General features: G+C 74.7%; 11 protein-coding genes. 3 read left to right on the top strand and 8 right to left on the bottom strand.

Annotated elements, in window-relative coordinates:
- Positions 1 to 156: 156 nt before the first annotated feature.
- The gene (locus K304_RS0100490) at positions 157 to 1,068 is read right to left on the bottom strand and encodes an arginase family protein (protein WP_027762133.1); all 912 of its coding nucleotides are present in this window, start codon (positions 1,066 to 1,068) and stop codon (positions 157 to 159) included.
- A gap of 35 nt (positions 1,069 to 1,103) precedes the next feature.
- Here K304_RS0100490 and K304_RS0100485 point away from each other — a divergent pair, with 35 nt between their 5' ends.
- Both K304_RS0100485 and K304_RS0100480 read left to right on the top strand, forming a co-directional pair.
- Positions 1,104 to 2,072, top strand: coding sequence for an aminoglycoside phosphotransferase family protein (locus tag K304_RS0100485; protein WP_037788888.1), 969 nt, complete (start codon positions 1,104 to 1,106; stop codon positions 2,070 to 2,072).
- A 180-nt stretch (positions 2,073 to 2,252) separates the two neighbouring features.
- On the top strand, positions 2,253 to 2,672 hold the full coding sequence (locus K304_RS0100480; RefSeq protein ID WP_027762131.1) for a CBS domain-containing protein: 420 nt from the start codon (positions 2,253 to 2,255) through the stop codon (positions 2,670 to 2,672).
- Positions 2,673 to 2,737: 65 nt separating this feature from the next.
- Here K304_RS0100480 and K304_RS33830 read toward each other — a convergent pair whose 3' ends face one another.
- The 4 genes from K304_RS33830 to K304_RS0100460 all read right to left on the bottom strand — a co-directional run bounded on the left by K304_RS33830 (position 2,738) and on the right by K304_RS0100460 (position 7,597).
- A complete protein-coding gene (locus K304_RS33830; protein ID WP_027762130.1) occupies positions 2,738 to 3,259 on the bottom strand; it encodes a DinB family protein in 522 nt (173 codons plus the stop codon).
- A complete protein-coding gene (locus K304_RS0100470; RefSeq protein ID WP_027762129.1) occupies positions 3,256 to 5,295 on the bottom strand; it encodes an alpha/beta hydrolase family protein in 2,040 nt (679 codons plus the stop codon). Before K304_RS0100470 ends, K304_RS33830 begins: the two co-directional genes overlap by 4 nt.
- A 144-nt stretch (positions 5,296 to 5,439) precedes the next feature.
- Positions 5,440 to 6,771: a M20/M25/M40 family metallo-hydrolase gene (locus K304_RS0100465; RefSeq protein WP_027762128.1), complete on the bottom strand. Its 1,332-nt coding sequence runs from the start codon at positions 6,769 to 6,771 to the stop codon at positions 5,440 to 5,442.
- Positions 6,764 to 7,597: a M55 family metallopeptidase gene (locus K304_RS0100460; protein ID WP_027762127.1), complete on the bottom strand. Its 834-nt coding sequence runs from the start codon at positions 7,595 to 7,597 to the stop codon at positions 6,764 to 6,766. The genes K304_RS0100465 and K304_RS0100460 overlap by 8 nt, the downstream gene beginning before the upstream one ends.
- Before the next feature lie 209 nt (positions 7,598 to 7,806).
- Between K304_RS0100460 and K304_RS0100455 the strand changes: the two genes are divergently transcribed.
- The gene (locus tag K304_RS0100455) at positions 7,807 to 10,080 is read left to right on the top strand and encodes a heavy metal translocating P-type ATPase (RefSeq protein WP_027762126.1); all 2,274 of its coding nucleotides are present in this window, start codon (positions 7,807 to 7,809) and stop codon (positions 10,078 to 10,080) included.
- A 15-nt stretch (positions 10,081 to 10,095) separates the two neighbouring features.
- Here the strand turns inward: K304_RS0100455 and K304_RS0100450 are convergent, their stop codons facing one another.
- The 3 genes from K304_RS0100450 to K304_RS0100440 form a co-directional block, all read right to left on the bottom strand.
- Complete coding sequence (locus K304_RS0100450) at positions 10,096 to 10,935, bottom strand: alpha/beta fold hydrolase (RefSeq protein WP_027762125.1); 840 nt, start codon at positions 10,933 to 10,935, stop codon at positions 10,096 to 10,098.
- Between the two features lie 82 nt (positions 10,936 to 11,017).
- On the bottom strand, positions 11,018 to 13,567 hold the full coding sequence (locus K304_RS0100445) for an MFS transporter (RefSeq protein ID WP_078528167.1): 2,550 nt from the start codon (positions 13,565 to 13,567) through the stop codon (positions 11,018 to 11,020).
- Positions 13,568 to 13,840: 273 nt separating this feature from the next.
- Complete coding sequence (locus K304_RS0100440; RefSeq protein WP_027762123.1) at positions 13,841 to 14,287, bottom strand: SRPBCC family protein; 447 nt, start codon at positions 14,285 to 14,287, stop codon at positions 13,841 to 13,843.
- Positions 14,288 to 14,444: the final 157 nt, after the last annotated feature.

Below are 14,444 nucleotides of genomic sequence, written 5' to 3'. Positions count from 1 at the left end.
GATGCGGGGAGCGCTGCCCGGATGGCGCCCGTTTCGGGCAGAGGCGTGCCCGTTCTCCGCCCGTTCGGGCGGCGCGGGGGTTCGCGGGGCGCCCCCCCGGGGCTCGCGGGGATCGGGGCGCCTCGGCGGCGGTCTCCCCTGGGGCAGCAGGGGTACTCAGCCGGCGAGGGTGTCCACGACCAGGTCGGCCAGCAGGGCCGCGCAGCGCCCGTCCGGGTCCAGGTCGGGGTCGTAGATGGTGAGCTGGAAGCCCGCGCACCGCGGCGAGCGGGCCAACGGCCCCAGCAGGGCGCGCAGTTCGTCGAGGGTGAGACCGCCGGGGTCGGGGCTGTCGACGGCGGGCATCACCGAGGGATCGAGGACGTCGGCGTCGATGTGCAGCCAGAAGCCGTCGAGTTCGTGGTCGGCGAGCCGGGCGAGAGCGGCGCGGGCGACGGCCTGCGGGCCGTCGCGCCGGACGTCGGCCACCGCGGCGTACCCGATGCCGAGGCGGTCCAGCTCGGGTTGGGCGCTGTCCGGCTCGTTCGCCGGGTCGCGCAGGCCGAGCAGCCACACGTCCTCGTCGGCGAGGGACGGACCGAGCCCTTCCAGGTCGGTGAGGTCGCGCTGGCCGCGGCCCGTGACCAGGGCGACGTCCTCGCCGCCCGCCGCGCCCACGCCCGCCGGGGCGTTGCCGGGGTGGCGGAAGTCGTCGTGTCCGTCGAAGTAGGCGAGCCCGAAGCGTCCGATGCGGCGCAGCGCCAGGGCGGTTCCCAGGGCGATGGAGCAGTCGCCGCCGAGCACCACGGGGAACTCGCCCGCCCGCACGTGCTGCTCCAGGCGGTCCGCGAGCCGGCGCGAGTAGGCCGCGATCCGGTCGGCGTGGAACACCCCGTCCCCCGGCCGCCAGTCGCCCGGGTCGTACCGCGGCGCCACGACGACGCCGCCCTCCCGGGCGCCGAGGCGCCGCAGCAGCCCTTGCTCGCGCAGCGCGCCGGCCAGCTTGTGGCAGCCGGGAACGGCCCCCGGCACCGGGGCGCGCAGACCGAGGTTGGAGGGGGCGTCGATCAGGACGAGGCTGCGGGACATGACCGCATTCTGCCCGAGGGTGCGAGGATTCCGGCATGGTGCGAAGCGTGCGGGTACCGGCCTCCCTGCCGTGTGTGGCCGGGATGGGGCAGCACGAGAGCGGCCGGAAATGGCTGGAGGCGCTGCCGGGGATGCTCGGCGCACTCCGGGAGATGTGGGAGCTGCGGCTGGAGGAGCCGTTTCACGGCGGAAGCTGCTCGTGGGCGGCACCGGTCCGGCGGGAAGCCGGCCCCGGCGCGGGGGAGCCGCTGGTGCTGAAGGTGACGTGGCCGCATCCCGAGGCGCTCGCCGAGGCACCGGGGCTGGCGCTGTGGGACGGCCGCGGGGCGGCGCGCCTGCACGCCTACGACGCGGAACGGCAGGCGTTGCTGCTGGAACGCTGCGTGCCGGGCAGCGAGCTGGGCCGGTCGCACGGTCTGCCCGCGGACGAGCGGCTGGTGCACGGGGCGGACGTGTTGCGGGACCTGTGGGCCGCACCGCTGCCCGCCGCCGGCACGGAGGGGCCCGTGCTGCCGGGGCTGGCGGACGTGACGGCCCGATGGGCGGACCTGGCCGAGGAGCGGGCCGCGCGCCGGTGGCCGGCGGGCATCGACACCGGCCTGTTCGCGCTGGGCGCCGGGCTGCTGCGCGAACTGCCCGGGAGCGCCGGCCGGGAGGTGCTGCTGCACGGCGACTTCAACCCGGGCAACGTGCTGACCGCGCGGCGGCGGCCGTGGCTGGCCATCGACCCGAAGCCGATGCGCGGCGACCCGGCGTACGACCTGTGGCCGCTCGTCGAGCAGGTCGACGACCCGTTCGCCGCGGCGGACCCTGCCGGGGTGCTGGCGCACCGCACGGCGCTGGTCGCCGGGGAGCTGGGGCTCGACCCGCAGCGGGTGCGGGCGTGGGCGGTGGCCCGGCACGTGGAGTACGTGCTGTGGTCAGTGGTCGAGGACGAGGACCTCGGTCGCAGCGTCGACCTGATGCGGCAGGCCCGGCTGCTGGCCGGCCTCGCCGGCCTGTGAGGGTGCGGTGACCGGCGGTCGCCGACGGGGCCCTTCGACGGCCTGCCATGGCCTGCGGCGACCCGCGGCGTGCGCTGCGGGAGGGGCGGACGGGGTGGGAGGACGGAGTGGTTTCCCCCGTCGTGCGGCGGTGACCCGCGACGGTGGAACGAACCCCGTCCCCCTGTTCGGGAGGTCGCCATGACCACGGCTGCAGAGATCATGCACCCCGGCGCGGAGTGGATTCCCGCCACCGAGACACTGGACCGCGCGGCCCAGCTGATGCGCCGCCTGGACGTCGGCGCGTTGCCGATCAGCGACGCCGACGAGCGGATGTGCGGCATTCTGACCGACCGGGACATCGTCATCGGCTGCGTCGCCGAGGGCCGGGACCCGTCGCGCGTGACGGCCGGCGACATGGCGCGCGGCACACCGCGCTGGATCGAGGCGAGCGCCGACGTGTCGCAGGTGCTGGAGGAGATGCAGAGCCACCGGATCCGCCGGCTCCCGGTCGTGGAGAACAAGCGGCTGGTCGGCATGATCAGCGAGGCGGATCTCGCACATCACCTGACCGACGACCAGATCGCGACGTTCGTGGAGAACGTCTACGCCCACAGCTAGTTCCTGTCCGGCGCTGGGTCCTCTGTCCGGCGCTGGGCGGTGGTGCCGCGTGGGCGGGACCGCCGTCACTCCCCCACGGCTCCGTCAGCCAGTTCGCGGACGACATCCAGCTGGCCGACGTGGCGAGCGTACTCCTGGAGCAGGTGCAGCAGGATCCAGCCGAGCGTCGGCGCGTCCTCCGCCGTCGGAAAACGGCCGCCGACGGCGGCCCGGTCCTCCAGCCCCGCCCCCGCGGCGATCGCCGTTGACCGTGCGCACTGGGCGGTGAACTCCGCCCGCAGCTGCTCTGCGGTGACGCCGTCCGGCACGTGCCAGCGGCCGTCGGGGCCGTCGTCGGCCCAGGGGTCGGGGACCTGCTCGGCGGCGAAACCCCAGCACAGCCAGCGCCGTTCGACGTGCGTGAGGTGGCGCAGCAGCTCCAGCGGCGTCCAGCCGGAGGGGAGCCGGGCGGCGCGCAGCTCCGCGTCCGGCATGCCGTCGAGCTTGTGCAGCAGCGTGGCCCGGTAGTAGTCGAGCTGGCCGGCGAGCAGTTCCCGCGGGTCGGCGAGGCGGTGCGACGGTTCGGCGCGGCCGGGGGCGTCCGTCACGTGTCCTCCTTCAGGGCGAGCGTGGGCACGTCGTCCCGCTCGATGCCGAACGTCTGGGCGTACAGGGAGAGTTCCGCCTCGACCGCGCGGACGATGGTGTCGGCGCGGCGGAAGCCGTGGCCCTCGCCCTCGAAGGCGAGGTAGGCGTGCGGGACGCCGCGGCCGGCGATCCGCTCCAGGAGGCGCTCGCACTGCACGGGCGGGCAGATCACGTCGTCCAGCCCCTGGAGCAGCAGGAACGGACGGTCGACGCGGTCGGCGTGGTGGACGGGCGAGCGGTCGTGGTAGCGGTCGGCGTCGGCCTCCGGGTCGCCGACGAGAGAACGCAGGTACTGCGACTCGAAGTCGTGGGTCTCGCCGGTGGCCCAGCCCTCCAGGTCGAGGATCGGGTAGGTGATGGTGGCGCAGGCGTAGACCTCGCCGGCCGGCGAGGTGAGCGAGGCGGCGCTGGTCCAGCCGCCGGCGCTGCCGCCGCGGATCGCCAGCCGTGCCGGGTCGGCCGTGCCCTCGTCGGCCAGCGCACGGGCGACGGCGGCGCAGTCCTCGACGTCCACCACGCCCCACTGGCCGCGCAGCCGGTTCCGGTACGCGCGCCCGTACCCGGTGGAGCCGCCGTAGTCGACCTCGGCGACGCCGATGCCGCGCGAGGTGAAGTAGGCGATCTCCAGGTCGAGGACCATGGGGACGCGGCTGGTGGGGCCGCCGTGCACCCAGATCACGTACGGCGGCAGTTCGCCGGGCGGGCCCTGGTGGTCGGGGTGCCGGGGCGGGTAGACGTGGGCGTGCACGTCCCGCCCGCCGGGTCCGGTGAAGGTGCGCGCCTGCGGCTGCGGGAGGTGGGCGGGGTCGACGGCGGGCCGGTGCTCCTCGGCGACGACCCGGGCGTGCCCGCTGCCGGTGTCCAGTTCGACGATCTCGTACGCGCTGTGCGCGCCGGCGGCGATGCCCACGACGCGGGTGTCCGCGACGGCGAGCGCGGGCGCCCACTCCGTCCACGGCCCGGGTGCGTCGGCGAGTTCGCCGGTGGCGGGGTCGAGCAGGCCGAGCGCCTGGCCGCCCCGGCCGTGCAGGACGGCGACGAGTCCGCCGGGGAGCGGTGCGAACCAGCGGAGGCCGATCTTCCACAGGCCGCCGCCGAACTCCTCCTCGCGCGGGCAGAGGTTGACCGCCTCGCCGGTGGCGGGGTCCACACGGTGCAGGTTCCACCAGCCGGTGCGGTCGGTGGCCGCCAGCAGGGTCCGCCCGTCGGCCGCCCACTCGACCTGCGCCACGGATTCCTCGGAGCCGCCGAGGAGCGTGCGGGCTCCGGTGAAGGCGCCGTCGCCGGTGACGTCGGCGACGCGGACCAGGGTGCCGTCCCAGGGCATGGCGGGGTGGTCCCAGGCGAGCCAGGCGACCCGGCGGCCGTCCGGGGAGAAGCGGGCGCCGGTGAGGAAACGGTGTGCGTCGTCGGTGAGTTCGCGCACGCGGGTCCGGTCGTCGGCGGCCGAGCCGTCCAGCGGGACGGAGGCCAGCGTGCGGCGGACGTCGGTGGGGCCGTCGCCGGTGAACTCCTCGAGCACACAGACCACGTCCCCGTGGGCGGGCCGGACGACGGGGTCGCACCAGCGCAGGCCGCCGCCCGCTCCCGAGACGGGCGTCAGCGGCACCGGCTCCGCACGTGCGCCGGGGCCGGCCGCGCCGGTGGCGTCGCCGTCGGGGGCCGAGTCGGGGCGCAGCAGGTAGAGGCGCTGGTCGGGGAAGTGGGTGAAGACCACGAGCGGGCCTTCGGCGCCGGGAGCGCCGGCCCATGGCCGGCCGCCGTACTCGATGACCCGGTTGCGGACGTTCCACGGCGGCGGGAGGACGGACTCCGGCTCGGCGCCGGGGCGCTGCCGGATCAGCGCGCGACGGCCGCCCTCCTCGGGGCGGGGAGCGGTCCACCACAGTTCGTCGCCCACGGCGCCGAGGTATTCGGGGCGTCCGTCGTGGGCGGCGACGAGGCGCGCGTCCACGGGGGACGGCCAGCTGCCGTAGGGGGCGGTGCGGTGCGGCATGAGCAGCGGCCTTCCGTGGGTCGGGGGGTGTCTGGCGCGGCGCGTCGCGGTCCGGGGTGCGTGGGGCGGGGTGGGTGGTCGTGGGGACGTCCCCCGGCCGGGCCGAGGGGCGCAAACGGAGTCGGGAGCTCCGGCCGGGCGCCTCTACAGGGCGCGCAGGGCGCGGTCGAGGACGTGGACGCCGAAGTGGAGCGCCTCGACGGGCACCCGCTCGTCCACGCCGTGGAACATGGCCTGGTAGTCGAAGCCCTCCGGCAGTTTCAGCGGCGAGAAGCCGTAGCCCTGGATGCCCAGCCGGGAGAACTGCTTGGCGTCGGTGCCGCCGGACATGCAGTACGGCACCACCCGGGCGGTGGGGTCGAAGTGCTCCAGGGACTCGCGCAGCACGGCGAAGGCGGGCGCGTCGACCGGGGCCTGGAGCGGCACCTCGCGGTGCTGGAACTCCCAGTCGACGTGCGGGCCGGTGAGCCGGTCCATCGTGGCGGTGAACTCGTCCTCCGCGCCGGGCAGCATCCGGCCGTCGACCTGTGCGGTGGCCTGCTCCGGGATGACGTTGACCTTGTAACCGGCGTTCAGCATCGTCGGGTTGGCGCTGTTGCGGACGGTCGGGGCGACCAGGGCGGCGGACCGGCCGAGCCGTTCCAGCAGCGCGTCGACGTCGAAGTCGGCGGCGTCCAGGTCCGGGGGCTCCACTCCGGCGGCGAGGGAGAGTTCGATCAGCGCCGCGCGCACGGTCGGGGTCAGCCGCACCGGCCAGGCGTACTCGCCGATCCGGTGCACGGCGGCGGCGAGCCGGCTCACCGCGTTCTCCCGGTTCACCTTGGAGCCGTGGCCGGCGCGCCCGCGGGCGGTGAGGCGCATCCACGCGGTGCCCCGCTCGCCCGCCGCGACCGGGTAGAGCCGCAGGCCGTCGCCGGCGTGGAAGGTGAAGGCGCCGGATTCGCTGATGCCTTCGGTGCAGCCGTCGAACAGTTCGGCGTGCTTCTCGGTGAGGTAGTCGGCGCCGTACTCGGCGCTGTCCTCCTCGTCGGCGGTGAAGGCCAGCACGATGTCCCGCCGCGGCCGGACGCCGGCCCGCGCCCACGCCCGTACGACGGACAGCACCATCGCGTCCATGTTCTTCATGTCGATGGCGCCGCGGCCCCACACCACGCCGTCCCGCACCTCGCCGGAGAACGGGTGCACGGTCCAGTCGTCGGGCCGGGCGGGCACGACGTCCAGGTGGCCGTGGACGAGCAGGGCGTCGGCGGAGGGGTCGGTGCCCTCGATGCGGGCCACGACGTTCGTCCGGTCGGGGGCCTTCTCCAGGAAGACCGGCTCCAGCCCGGCCTCGCTCAGCCGCTCCCCGACGTACTCGGCGGCCGGGCGCTCCACGCCGTCGCCGCCGCCGTGGTTGGTGGTGTCGATGCGGATGAGCTGGGAGGTGAACGTGACCGCCTCGTCCAGCGCCCTGGTGTCGATGTGTGCCTCAGCCATACTGCTCCTCCACTGCTGACGAGACGACGGTGGTGACCGCTTTGAAGCAGCGGATGCCCTCGTACATGGTCGGCGCGGTGTAGGCGACGCGCCGTTCGCCGGTCTGCTCGACACCGGGCACGACGGTCGCGGCACCGGCCAGGTGCTCTGCGTCGAACTCGAGCGCCACCTCGTGCGGCCCGGCGGTGAGCGGCTCGTGGCGCACGGCCAGCTCCACGGCCTCGCGCGCCGCCGCGTGGATGTCCCGGGCGGTGCGGGCGGGCGTGCGGCAGACGGCGGCGTAGCGGGAGACGTAGTCCTTCACGGCGACCGTACGGGCCTGCGGGGCGTAGCCCTTGGCGTCCTCGCAGGTGCGGTCGTCGCCGGTGACCAGCACGACGGGCACGCCGTACTCGGCGACGACCAGGGCGTTGAGCAGACCCTCGCTCGCGCGGGTGCCGTCGACCCACACGCCGGTGAGCGAGTTGGCGAGGTAGGTGTGGGCGAGGACGCCCTCGGCGCCGGCGCCGGTGTGGTAGCCGACGAAGGCGATGCCGTCGACGTCGCCGTGCTGCACGCCCTCGACCATGCTGAGGGACTTGTGGCGCCCGGTGAGCATCTGGGCCCGGTCGTCGAGTCGTTCCAGCAGCAGGTTGCGCATGGTCCAGTGGGCCTCGTTGATGAGGACCTCGTCAGCGCCCCCTTCGAGGAATCCGGTGACCGCGGCGTTCACGTCGGAGGTGAACATCGGCCGGCAGCGCTCCCACTGGGGGGTGCCCGGAAGCACGTCCGCAGGCCAGGTGACGCCGGTCGCGCCTTCCATGTCCGCGCTGATCAAGATCTTCATGAAGCGTCACGTTACGCCGTCGCGAACAGCGGAGAAAGCCCTGTGGACAGCCAGTGGTCTACACCACTCGACCGGACTCCGCGACACCCGGGCCACACTTGCCCCTCTTACCCCATGGGGGTATAAAGGAGAACGTGAGATACCCCCTATGGGTATAGACTCCGGGAGGGCCGGCCGCCCCGGATACCATGCGCCCGAGGAGCACGCAGATGACCACCACCACGCCCACGCCGCGCACCGCCGAGGTCGAACTCGCCATCGGCGGAATGACCTGCGCCGCGTGCGCCGCGCGTGTCGAGAAGAAGCTCAACCGCATGGACGGCGTGCAGGCGAGCGTCAACTACGCCACCGAGAAGGCGCGGGTCAGCTACACCGAGGACCTGGCCGTGGCCGACCTGATCGCCACCGTCGAGGCCACCGGCTACACCGCCGCTCCGCCTCCTCCGCCGCGCTCCCCGTCCGCTCGGGAGCCCGGCGCACCGGCGGAGGCGGAGCGGGACGAGCTGCGTCCGCTGCGCCTGCGGCTGCTCACCGCCGTGGTCCTCGCGGTGCCGGTCGTCGTGATGGCGATGGTGCCGGCACTGCAGTTCACCTTCTGGCAGTGGCTCTCGCTCACCCTCGCCGCGCCCGTGGTCGTCTACGCCGGATGGCCATTCCACCGCGCCGCCTGGACGAACCTGCGGCACGGCGCGGCCACCATGGACACGCTGGTGTCGGTCGGTACGGGCGCGGCCTTCCTGTGGTCGGTGTGGGCGCTGTTCCTCGGGACGGCCGGCATGCCGGGCATGACGCACCCCTTCGAGTTCACCGTCTCCCGCACGGACGGCGCCGGCACCATCTACCTCGAGGCCGCGGCGGGCGTCACCGCCTTCCTCCTCGCGGGCCGCTACTTCGAGGCCCGCGCCAAGCGGCGGGCCGGCGCGGCGCTGCGCGCGCTGATGGAGCTGGGCGCGCGGGAGGTCACCGTCCTGCGGGACGGCCGTGAACAGCGCGTGCCCGTCGGCGAACTGGCCGTCGGCGACCGTTTCACGGTGCGCCCCGGCGAGAAGATCGCCACCGACGGCACGGTGGTCGAGGGCTCCTCGGCCGTCGACGCCTCCCTGCTCACCGGCGAGTCGGTGCCGGTGGAGGTCGCCGCGGGCGACCCGGTGACCGGTGCGACCCTCAACGCGGGCGGGCGGCTGGTGGTCGAAGCCACCCGCGTCGGCTCCGAGACGCAGCTCGCACGCATGGCGAAGCTGGTGGAGGACGCGCAGAACGGCAAAGCGGCCGCGCAGCGGCTCGCCGACCGCATCTCCGCCGTGTTCGTGCCCGCGGTGATCCTTCTCGCCCTCGCGACACTGGGCGTCTGGCTGGCCGTCGGCGGGTCGGTGACGGCGGCGTTCACCGCCGGGGTGGCGGTCCTCATCATCGCCTGCCCCTGCGCGCTGGGACTGGCGACCCCGACCGCGCTGATGGTCGGCACCGGGCGCGGCGCGCAGCTCGGCATCCTCATCAAGGGGCCCGAGGTGCTGGAGAACACCCGCCGTGCGGACACGGTCGTGCTCGACAAGACCGGCACCGTGACCACCGGCCGGATGACCCTGCTGGCCGTGCGGACGGCCGGGGGCGAGGACGAGGAGGAGGTGCTGCGGCTGGCCGGCGGGCTGGAGCACGCCTCCGAGCACCCCGTCGCCCGCGCCGTCGCGGCCGGCGCGGCCGCACGGGTGGGCGACCTCCCGGCTCCCGCGGAGTTCGCCAACATCCCCGGACTCGGCGTGCGGGGCGTCGTGGACGGCCGTGCCGTGCTCGTCGGCCGCGCGCGGCTGCTCCGCGACCGGTCGGTGGCGCTGCCGGCCGAACTCGCCGCCGCCCGGGACGAGGCCGAGAGGGCGGGCCGTACGGTCGTGGCGGTCGCCTGGGACGGCCGGGCGCGCGCGCTGCTCGAAGTGGCGGACGCGGTCCGTGACACCAGCGCCGAGGCGGTCCGCAGGCTCCGGGGCCTGGGGCTGACCCCGGTACTCCTCACCGGTGACAACACGGCGGTCGCCGAGGCGGTCGCGGCCGAGGTGGGCATCGACGAGGTCGTCGCGGAGGTCCTGCCCGAAGGCAAGGTCGACGTCGTCAAGCGGCTTCAGGCCGAGGGGCGTTCGGTGGCGATGGTCGGCGACGGGGTGAACGACGCGGCAGCACTCGCGCAGGCCGACCTGGGGCTGGCCATGGGCACGGGCACGGACGCCGCCATGGAGGCGGGCGACCTCACCCTGGTGCGCGGCGACCTCCGAGTGGCGGCGGACGCGATCCGCCTGTCCCGCCGCACCCTGGCGACCATCAAGGGCAACCTCTTCTGGGCGTTCGCCTACAACGTCGCGGCGCTCCCGCTGGCCGCGGCGGGCATGCTCAGCCCGATGATCGCCGGTGCGGCGATGGCCTTCTCCTCGGTCTTCGTCGTCGGCAACAGCCTGCGCCTGCGCCGCTTCCGGGCCGGCCGGCGGGCCGGCTGACGTGCGGTCGTCACGTCACCGCAGGAACGCGGTGACGACGGCGGTGAACCGCTCCGGGTCGTCCAGCCACGGGAAGTGGGCTGCTCCGGGTTGCACCACGCACTCCGCCCGGGGGAACAGCGCGGCGAGTTCGGCCATGGCGGGTGCCGGGGAGTTCAGGTCGAACTCCCCGGCGAGCACCAGCACCGGTGCGGTGAGGGCGGCGAACGCCGCGCGGGTGGCGTCGGGATCGAACGCGCCCGCCTCGTTGTGGACGGCCGCGGCCTCCCGGTTCCGCTGCCGGTCGGCGGCCGCGGCGTGGGCACGGGCCGTCTCGTCCCAGCGCCCGTAGGCGAACGGGGCGATGGCCTGCCAGGTCTCGTCGGTCGCCCTGCCCGCGACGACGGCTTCCAGCGCGGCGTACGCCGCGGGGAACCAGGGCTCGTCACGGCGCAGCCGCGCCCGCTCCAGCCGCATCTCTCCCGTCACGGCGACGGCGGGGGCCACGACGCTCGGTGTGACGAGCGCCAGCCGGGAGACGCGTTCGGGATGGCGGGTGGTGTACAGGGCCGCGAGGTTGGCGCCCGCGGAATGCGCGAGCAGGTCCATCCGGTCCAGGCCGAGGTGTTCCCGCAGCGCCTCGACGTCGCCCACGAGCCGGTCGCAACGGTAGGACGCGGGGTCCTCCGGCACAGCGGACGCGCCGGTGCCGCGCAGGTCCGGCCGGATCAGCGTCCGGTGGGCGGCGAGTGAGCCGAGGCCGCCGAGGTAGGCGGAGTCCTGCATCGGACCGCCGGGCAGGCAGACCAGGGGCGCGCCCGCCCCGGACACGTGGTGCACGAGTGCGGTTCCGTCGGGAGCGGCGAAGGCGGGCATGGCGGCAGCGTGTCAGCGGCGCCGCGCACGGGCAACGGATTTCCGCCGGTGGAAGGCTCGTCCGTGGCCACCCGGACGGGCGTCAGTCGCCGTGGCAGAGCTGGAGGTCGCGGTCGGTGCGGGTGCCGGGGGCGACCCGCAGGACGGTGGCGACGGGCGGGTAGCCCGCGGCGACGACCGTGTACTCGCCCGACGCGAGGTCGACGAACCGGAAGACGCCGTCCGGGCCGGTGACCGCGGTGTCGACGACGTTTCCGGCCGCGTCCATCAGCGTCACCCGGGCGTCCTCCACGGCACGGCCGCCTCCGGCGCGCACCGTCCCGCGCAGCACGGCGCCGCCGGCCAGCTCCACGTCCTGGCAGGTCTCGCGGGACGCCTGGACCGTCAGCGGCAGCGCGACCGGGCGGTACGCGGGGGCGCTCACCGCGAGGGTGTACTCGCCCGCCACGAGGTCGGGCATCGCGTACCGGCCCTCGCGGTCGCTGCGGCAGGCCGCGACGACCTCCCCGCGCGCGTCGGTGAGGGTGACCGCGGCGTCCCGTACCGGGGTGCCGTCGGCCGTGAGCACCGTGCCGACGAGCCGCCCGGCACCCCCGAGGACCAGGTCGAGTTCCACGGCGCGTTCGCCGACCGCGACGCTGACGGCCTGCGGCTGATGCCCGCCGGCGGCGGCGATCAGCACGTACGCCCCCGCGCCGGGCGTGCTCAGCGCGTAGCGGCCGTCCTCACCGGTGGCGCCGCGCCCGATCTGCCGCCCGGTGGTGTCGATGAGGGTGAGGGCGGCGCGCGGCACGGTGCTGCCGTCGGGGTGACGCACGCTGCCGCACACCGGTACCCCCGCGGGGTGCGGCAGCGGGTCGGCGGTACCCGTGGCGCGGGCGGGCGCCTCGGCGGTGCGGGCTTCGGGGACGGAGAGCTCGGGGGTCACCAGGGGTTTCTCCTTGAGGAGCAGGGCGAGCAGGAAGCCGAGGGCCAGCACCGGCACGAGGTAGAGGAAGATCCGCGGCATGGCGTCGGCGTACGCCAGCACGTAGCCGTCGCGGAGCGCGGCGGGCAGCGCGTGCACGGCGTCGGGGGTGATCGCCTCGGGCGGCGGCAGCCGCACGCCGGGGGGCGGTTCGGGAACCTCGCGGGCCAGCGCGTCGGCGAGCCGGTGGGTGAACAGGGTGCCGAACACGGCGGCGCCGACGCTGCCGCCGATCTGCCGGAAGTAGTTCCCGGCGCTGGTGGCGGTGCCGAGGTCGGCGGGGCGCACGGAGTTCTGCACGGCGACGATCAGCACCGGCAGCACCATGCCGATGCCCGCCCCGAGCACGGCCATCCAGACGCTGTACGTCGTCCGGGCGGTGCCGGCGTCCAGGAGGGAGAGCAGCCACATGCCGACGGCGGAGACCAGGCAGCCGAGCACCGGGTACGCCTTGTACCGGCCGGTGCGGGAGACGAGTTGGCCGCAGGCGACGGAGGCGCAGACGATGCCGCCCATCATCGGCAGCATCAGGAGACCGGACTCGGTCGCGGTCGCCCCGTCGACCATCTGGAGGAAGCTCGGCAGGTAGCTCGCGGCGCCGAAGAGGGCGACGCCGACGACGGCCCCGACCAGGCCGGTGACGTTGAAGACGGAGTCGCGGAAGAGGTGCAGCGGCATCAGCGGCTCGACGGCGAACCGTTCGACCACCAGGAAGAGCACGGCCGAGGCGGCCGAGGCGGCGCCGAGGGCGAGCACGACCGGGTCGTCCCAGTCGTACGTGGTGCCGCCCCAGGTCGTGAGGAGCACCAGGCAGGTGGAGAAGGCGGTGAGCAGCAGCGCCCCGAGCACGTCGAGCCGCCGGCGGCGGCGCGGCGGTGGGGGCAGGCGCAGGACGAACGCGGTGACCAGCAGGGTCAGCAGGCCGAACGGGACGTTGATCCAGAAGCACCAGCGCCAGGACAGCGCGTCGGTGAACCAGCCGCCGAGCAGCGGCCCCGCGACCGAGGCGAGGCCGAACGAGGCCCCGATCAGCCCCATGTACCGGCCGCGTTCGCGGGCCGGGACGAGGTCGGCGATGATCGCCTGAACGCCGATCATCAGTCCGCCCGCACCGAGGCCCTGGAGGGCGCGGAAGGCGATGAGTTCGTCCATCGAGCGCGACCAGCCGGCGAGTGCCGAGCCGGCGACGAAGACGATGATGGCGAAGAGGAAGACGCTCTTGCGGCCGTAGAGGTCGCCGAGTTTGCCGTAGACGGGGAGCCCGATGGTGGCGGCGAGCAGGTAGGAGGTCACGGCCCAGGCCATGCGGTCCAGGCCGTGCAGGTCGCCGACGATCTCGGGGAGCGCCGTGGCGACGATGGTCTGCTCCAGCGCCGCGAGCAGCAGTGCCAGCATCAGGCCGGTGAACACCAGGCGGACGCGTGCGGGGCCGAGCGGCGCCTGCCCCGTGCCGGGTGCCCCGGAACCGGGTGCTCCGGGAGGAGGCGGCGCCCCGTCGGCGGGCGGTGCGGGCGGCTCCACGGCCTCGGCGGTCGCCGTGGTGGCGGTGGCTGCGGTGGCCAGGGCGGGAGCGGCTTCGGCGGCGAACGACGGGATCTCGACGGTGACTTCGACCCCGGCGGGCGCGCCGCCCCGACGGACGCCGCTCAGCGTCGACCCGCTCATCCCGTCCGCCTCTCGCCCCGTTGCGCCGCCCGCGTTCCGGCCGTTGGCACGGCCCGGACGTCTCATGGGGAGCATTCTGTGCATTCGGCGACAAGGGTGGGCAAGTCGGCGCCACGCGCACACGGCGAAGCACCGGGGCCGCTCAACTCCGTTGCCCGGGGCGTTCGTCGGCGCCCCATCAGGAGATTCGGCCCCGGGGACGCCATACCCGAGGCCCGCCGGGCACATCCTGGCGGGCCTCGAAGTCCACTCTTTCCGGTGAGAGTGCGGCGGCTACTTCTCCGTCGCGGCGGCGAGGTTGGCGAGCATCGCGTCGTAGATCCGGCCGAGGCCCTTGGGGGCGAACGTCTTCTCGAAGAAGCCCCCGATGCCGCCCGCACCGTTCCACACGGTGCGCACCACGACGACGGCGGTGTCCTCACGGCCGCCGGGGGTGACCTTCCAGGTGGTGACCATGGAGGAGTTGCGGTCCGTTTCGACCAGCTCGTCGTCGGCGGGCTCCGTGACGTCCAGCAGGCAGTCGCGGACCCGCTTGCTGGTCGCCTGGAGCTTCCAGTGGACCAGCGTGCCCTCGCCGTCCCCGCCCTCGCGGACCTCGTACTCACTGAAGTGCTCGGGCAGCAGCTTCTGCCGGGTGCCGCTGTAGTCGGCGAGCGCGTCGAACACGTCGTCCGGCTTCGCGGCGACCTCTCGCCGCGTCACGGCCTCGACCTGCGCCATGGGTCCTCCTGTGGTGTGCACTTCGGTCGCTTCGAGGAGCCGTCCGCGGGCGCCGCGGCGGTCTCCACGGCCAGCCAACCACCCTCGCGCCGGGGGCCCAAATCCAGGTTGACAGAACAGAAGGGAACAGGTGTTCTATTCCTAGGGGACGCGAGCT

Source organism: Streptomyces sp. CNS606 (assembly GCF_000426325.1).
The sequence above is the reverse complement of the archived record's forward strand: the minus strand, read 5'-3'. Positions and strand labels throughout refer to the sequence as shown.

Excerpts from the sequence above, each read along its gene's own strand:
- K304_RS0100470 (WP_027762129.1), bottom strand. The coding sequence starts at position 5,295 with ATGCCGCACCGCACCGCCCCCTACGGCAGCTGGCCGTCCCCCGTGGAC.
- K304_RS0100450 (WP_027762125.1), bottom strand. The coding sequence starts at position 10,935 with ATGCCCGCCTTCGCCGCTCCCGACGGAACCGCACTCGTGCACCACGTG.
- K304_RS0100455 (WP_027762126.1), top strand. The coding sequence starts at position 7,807 with ATGACCACCACCACGCCCACGCCGCGCACCGCCGAGGTCGAACTCGCC.
- K304_RS0100490 (WP_027762133.1), bottom strand. The coding sequence starts at position 1,068 with ATGTCCCGCAGCCTCGTCCTGATCGACGCCCCCTCCAACCTCGGTCTG.
- K304_RS0100485 (WP_037788888.1), top strand. The coding sequence starts at position 1,104 with ATGGTGCGAAGCGTGCGGGTACCGGCCTCCCTGCCGTGTGTGGCCGGG.
- K304_RS0100440 (WP_027762123.1), bottom strand. The coding sequence starts at position 14,287 with ATGGCGCAGGTCGAGGCCGTGACGCGGCGAGAGGTCGCCGCGAAGCCG.
- K304_RS0100465 (WP_027762128.1), bottom strand. The coding sequence starts at position 6,771 with ATGGCTGAGGCACACATCGACACCAGGGCGCTGGACGAGGCGGTCACG.
- K304_RS0100460 (WP_027762127.1), bottom strand. The coding sequence starts at position 7,597 with ATGAAGATCTTGATCAGCGCGGACATGGAAGGCGCGACCGGCGTCACC.
- K304_RS0100480 (WP_027762131.1), top strand. The coding sequence starts at position 2,253 with ATGACCACGGCTGCAGAGATCATGCACCCCGGCGCGGAGTGGATTCCC.
- K304_RS0100445 (WP_078528167.1), bottom strand. The coding sequence starts at position 13,567 with ATGAGCGGGTCGACGCTGAGCGGCGTCCGTCGGGGCGGCGCGCCCGCC.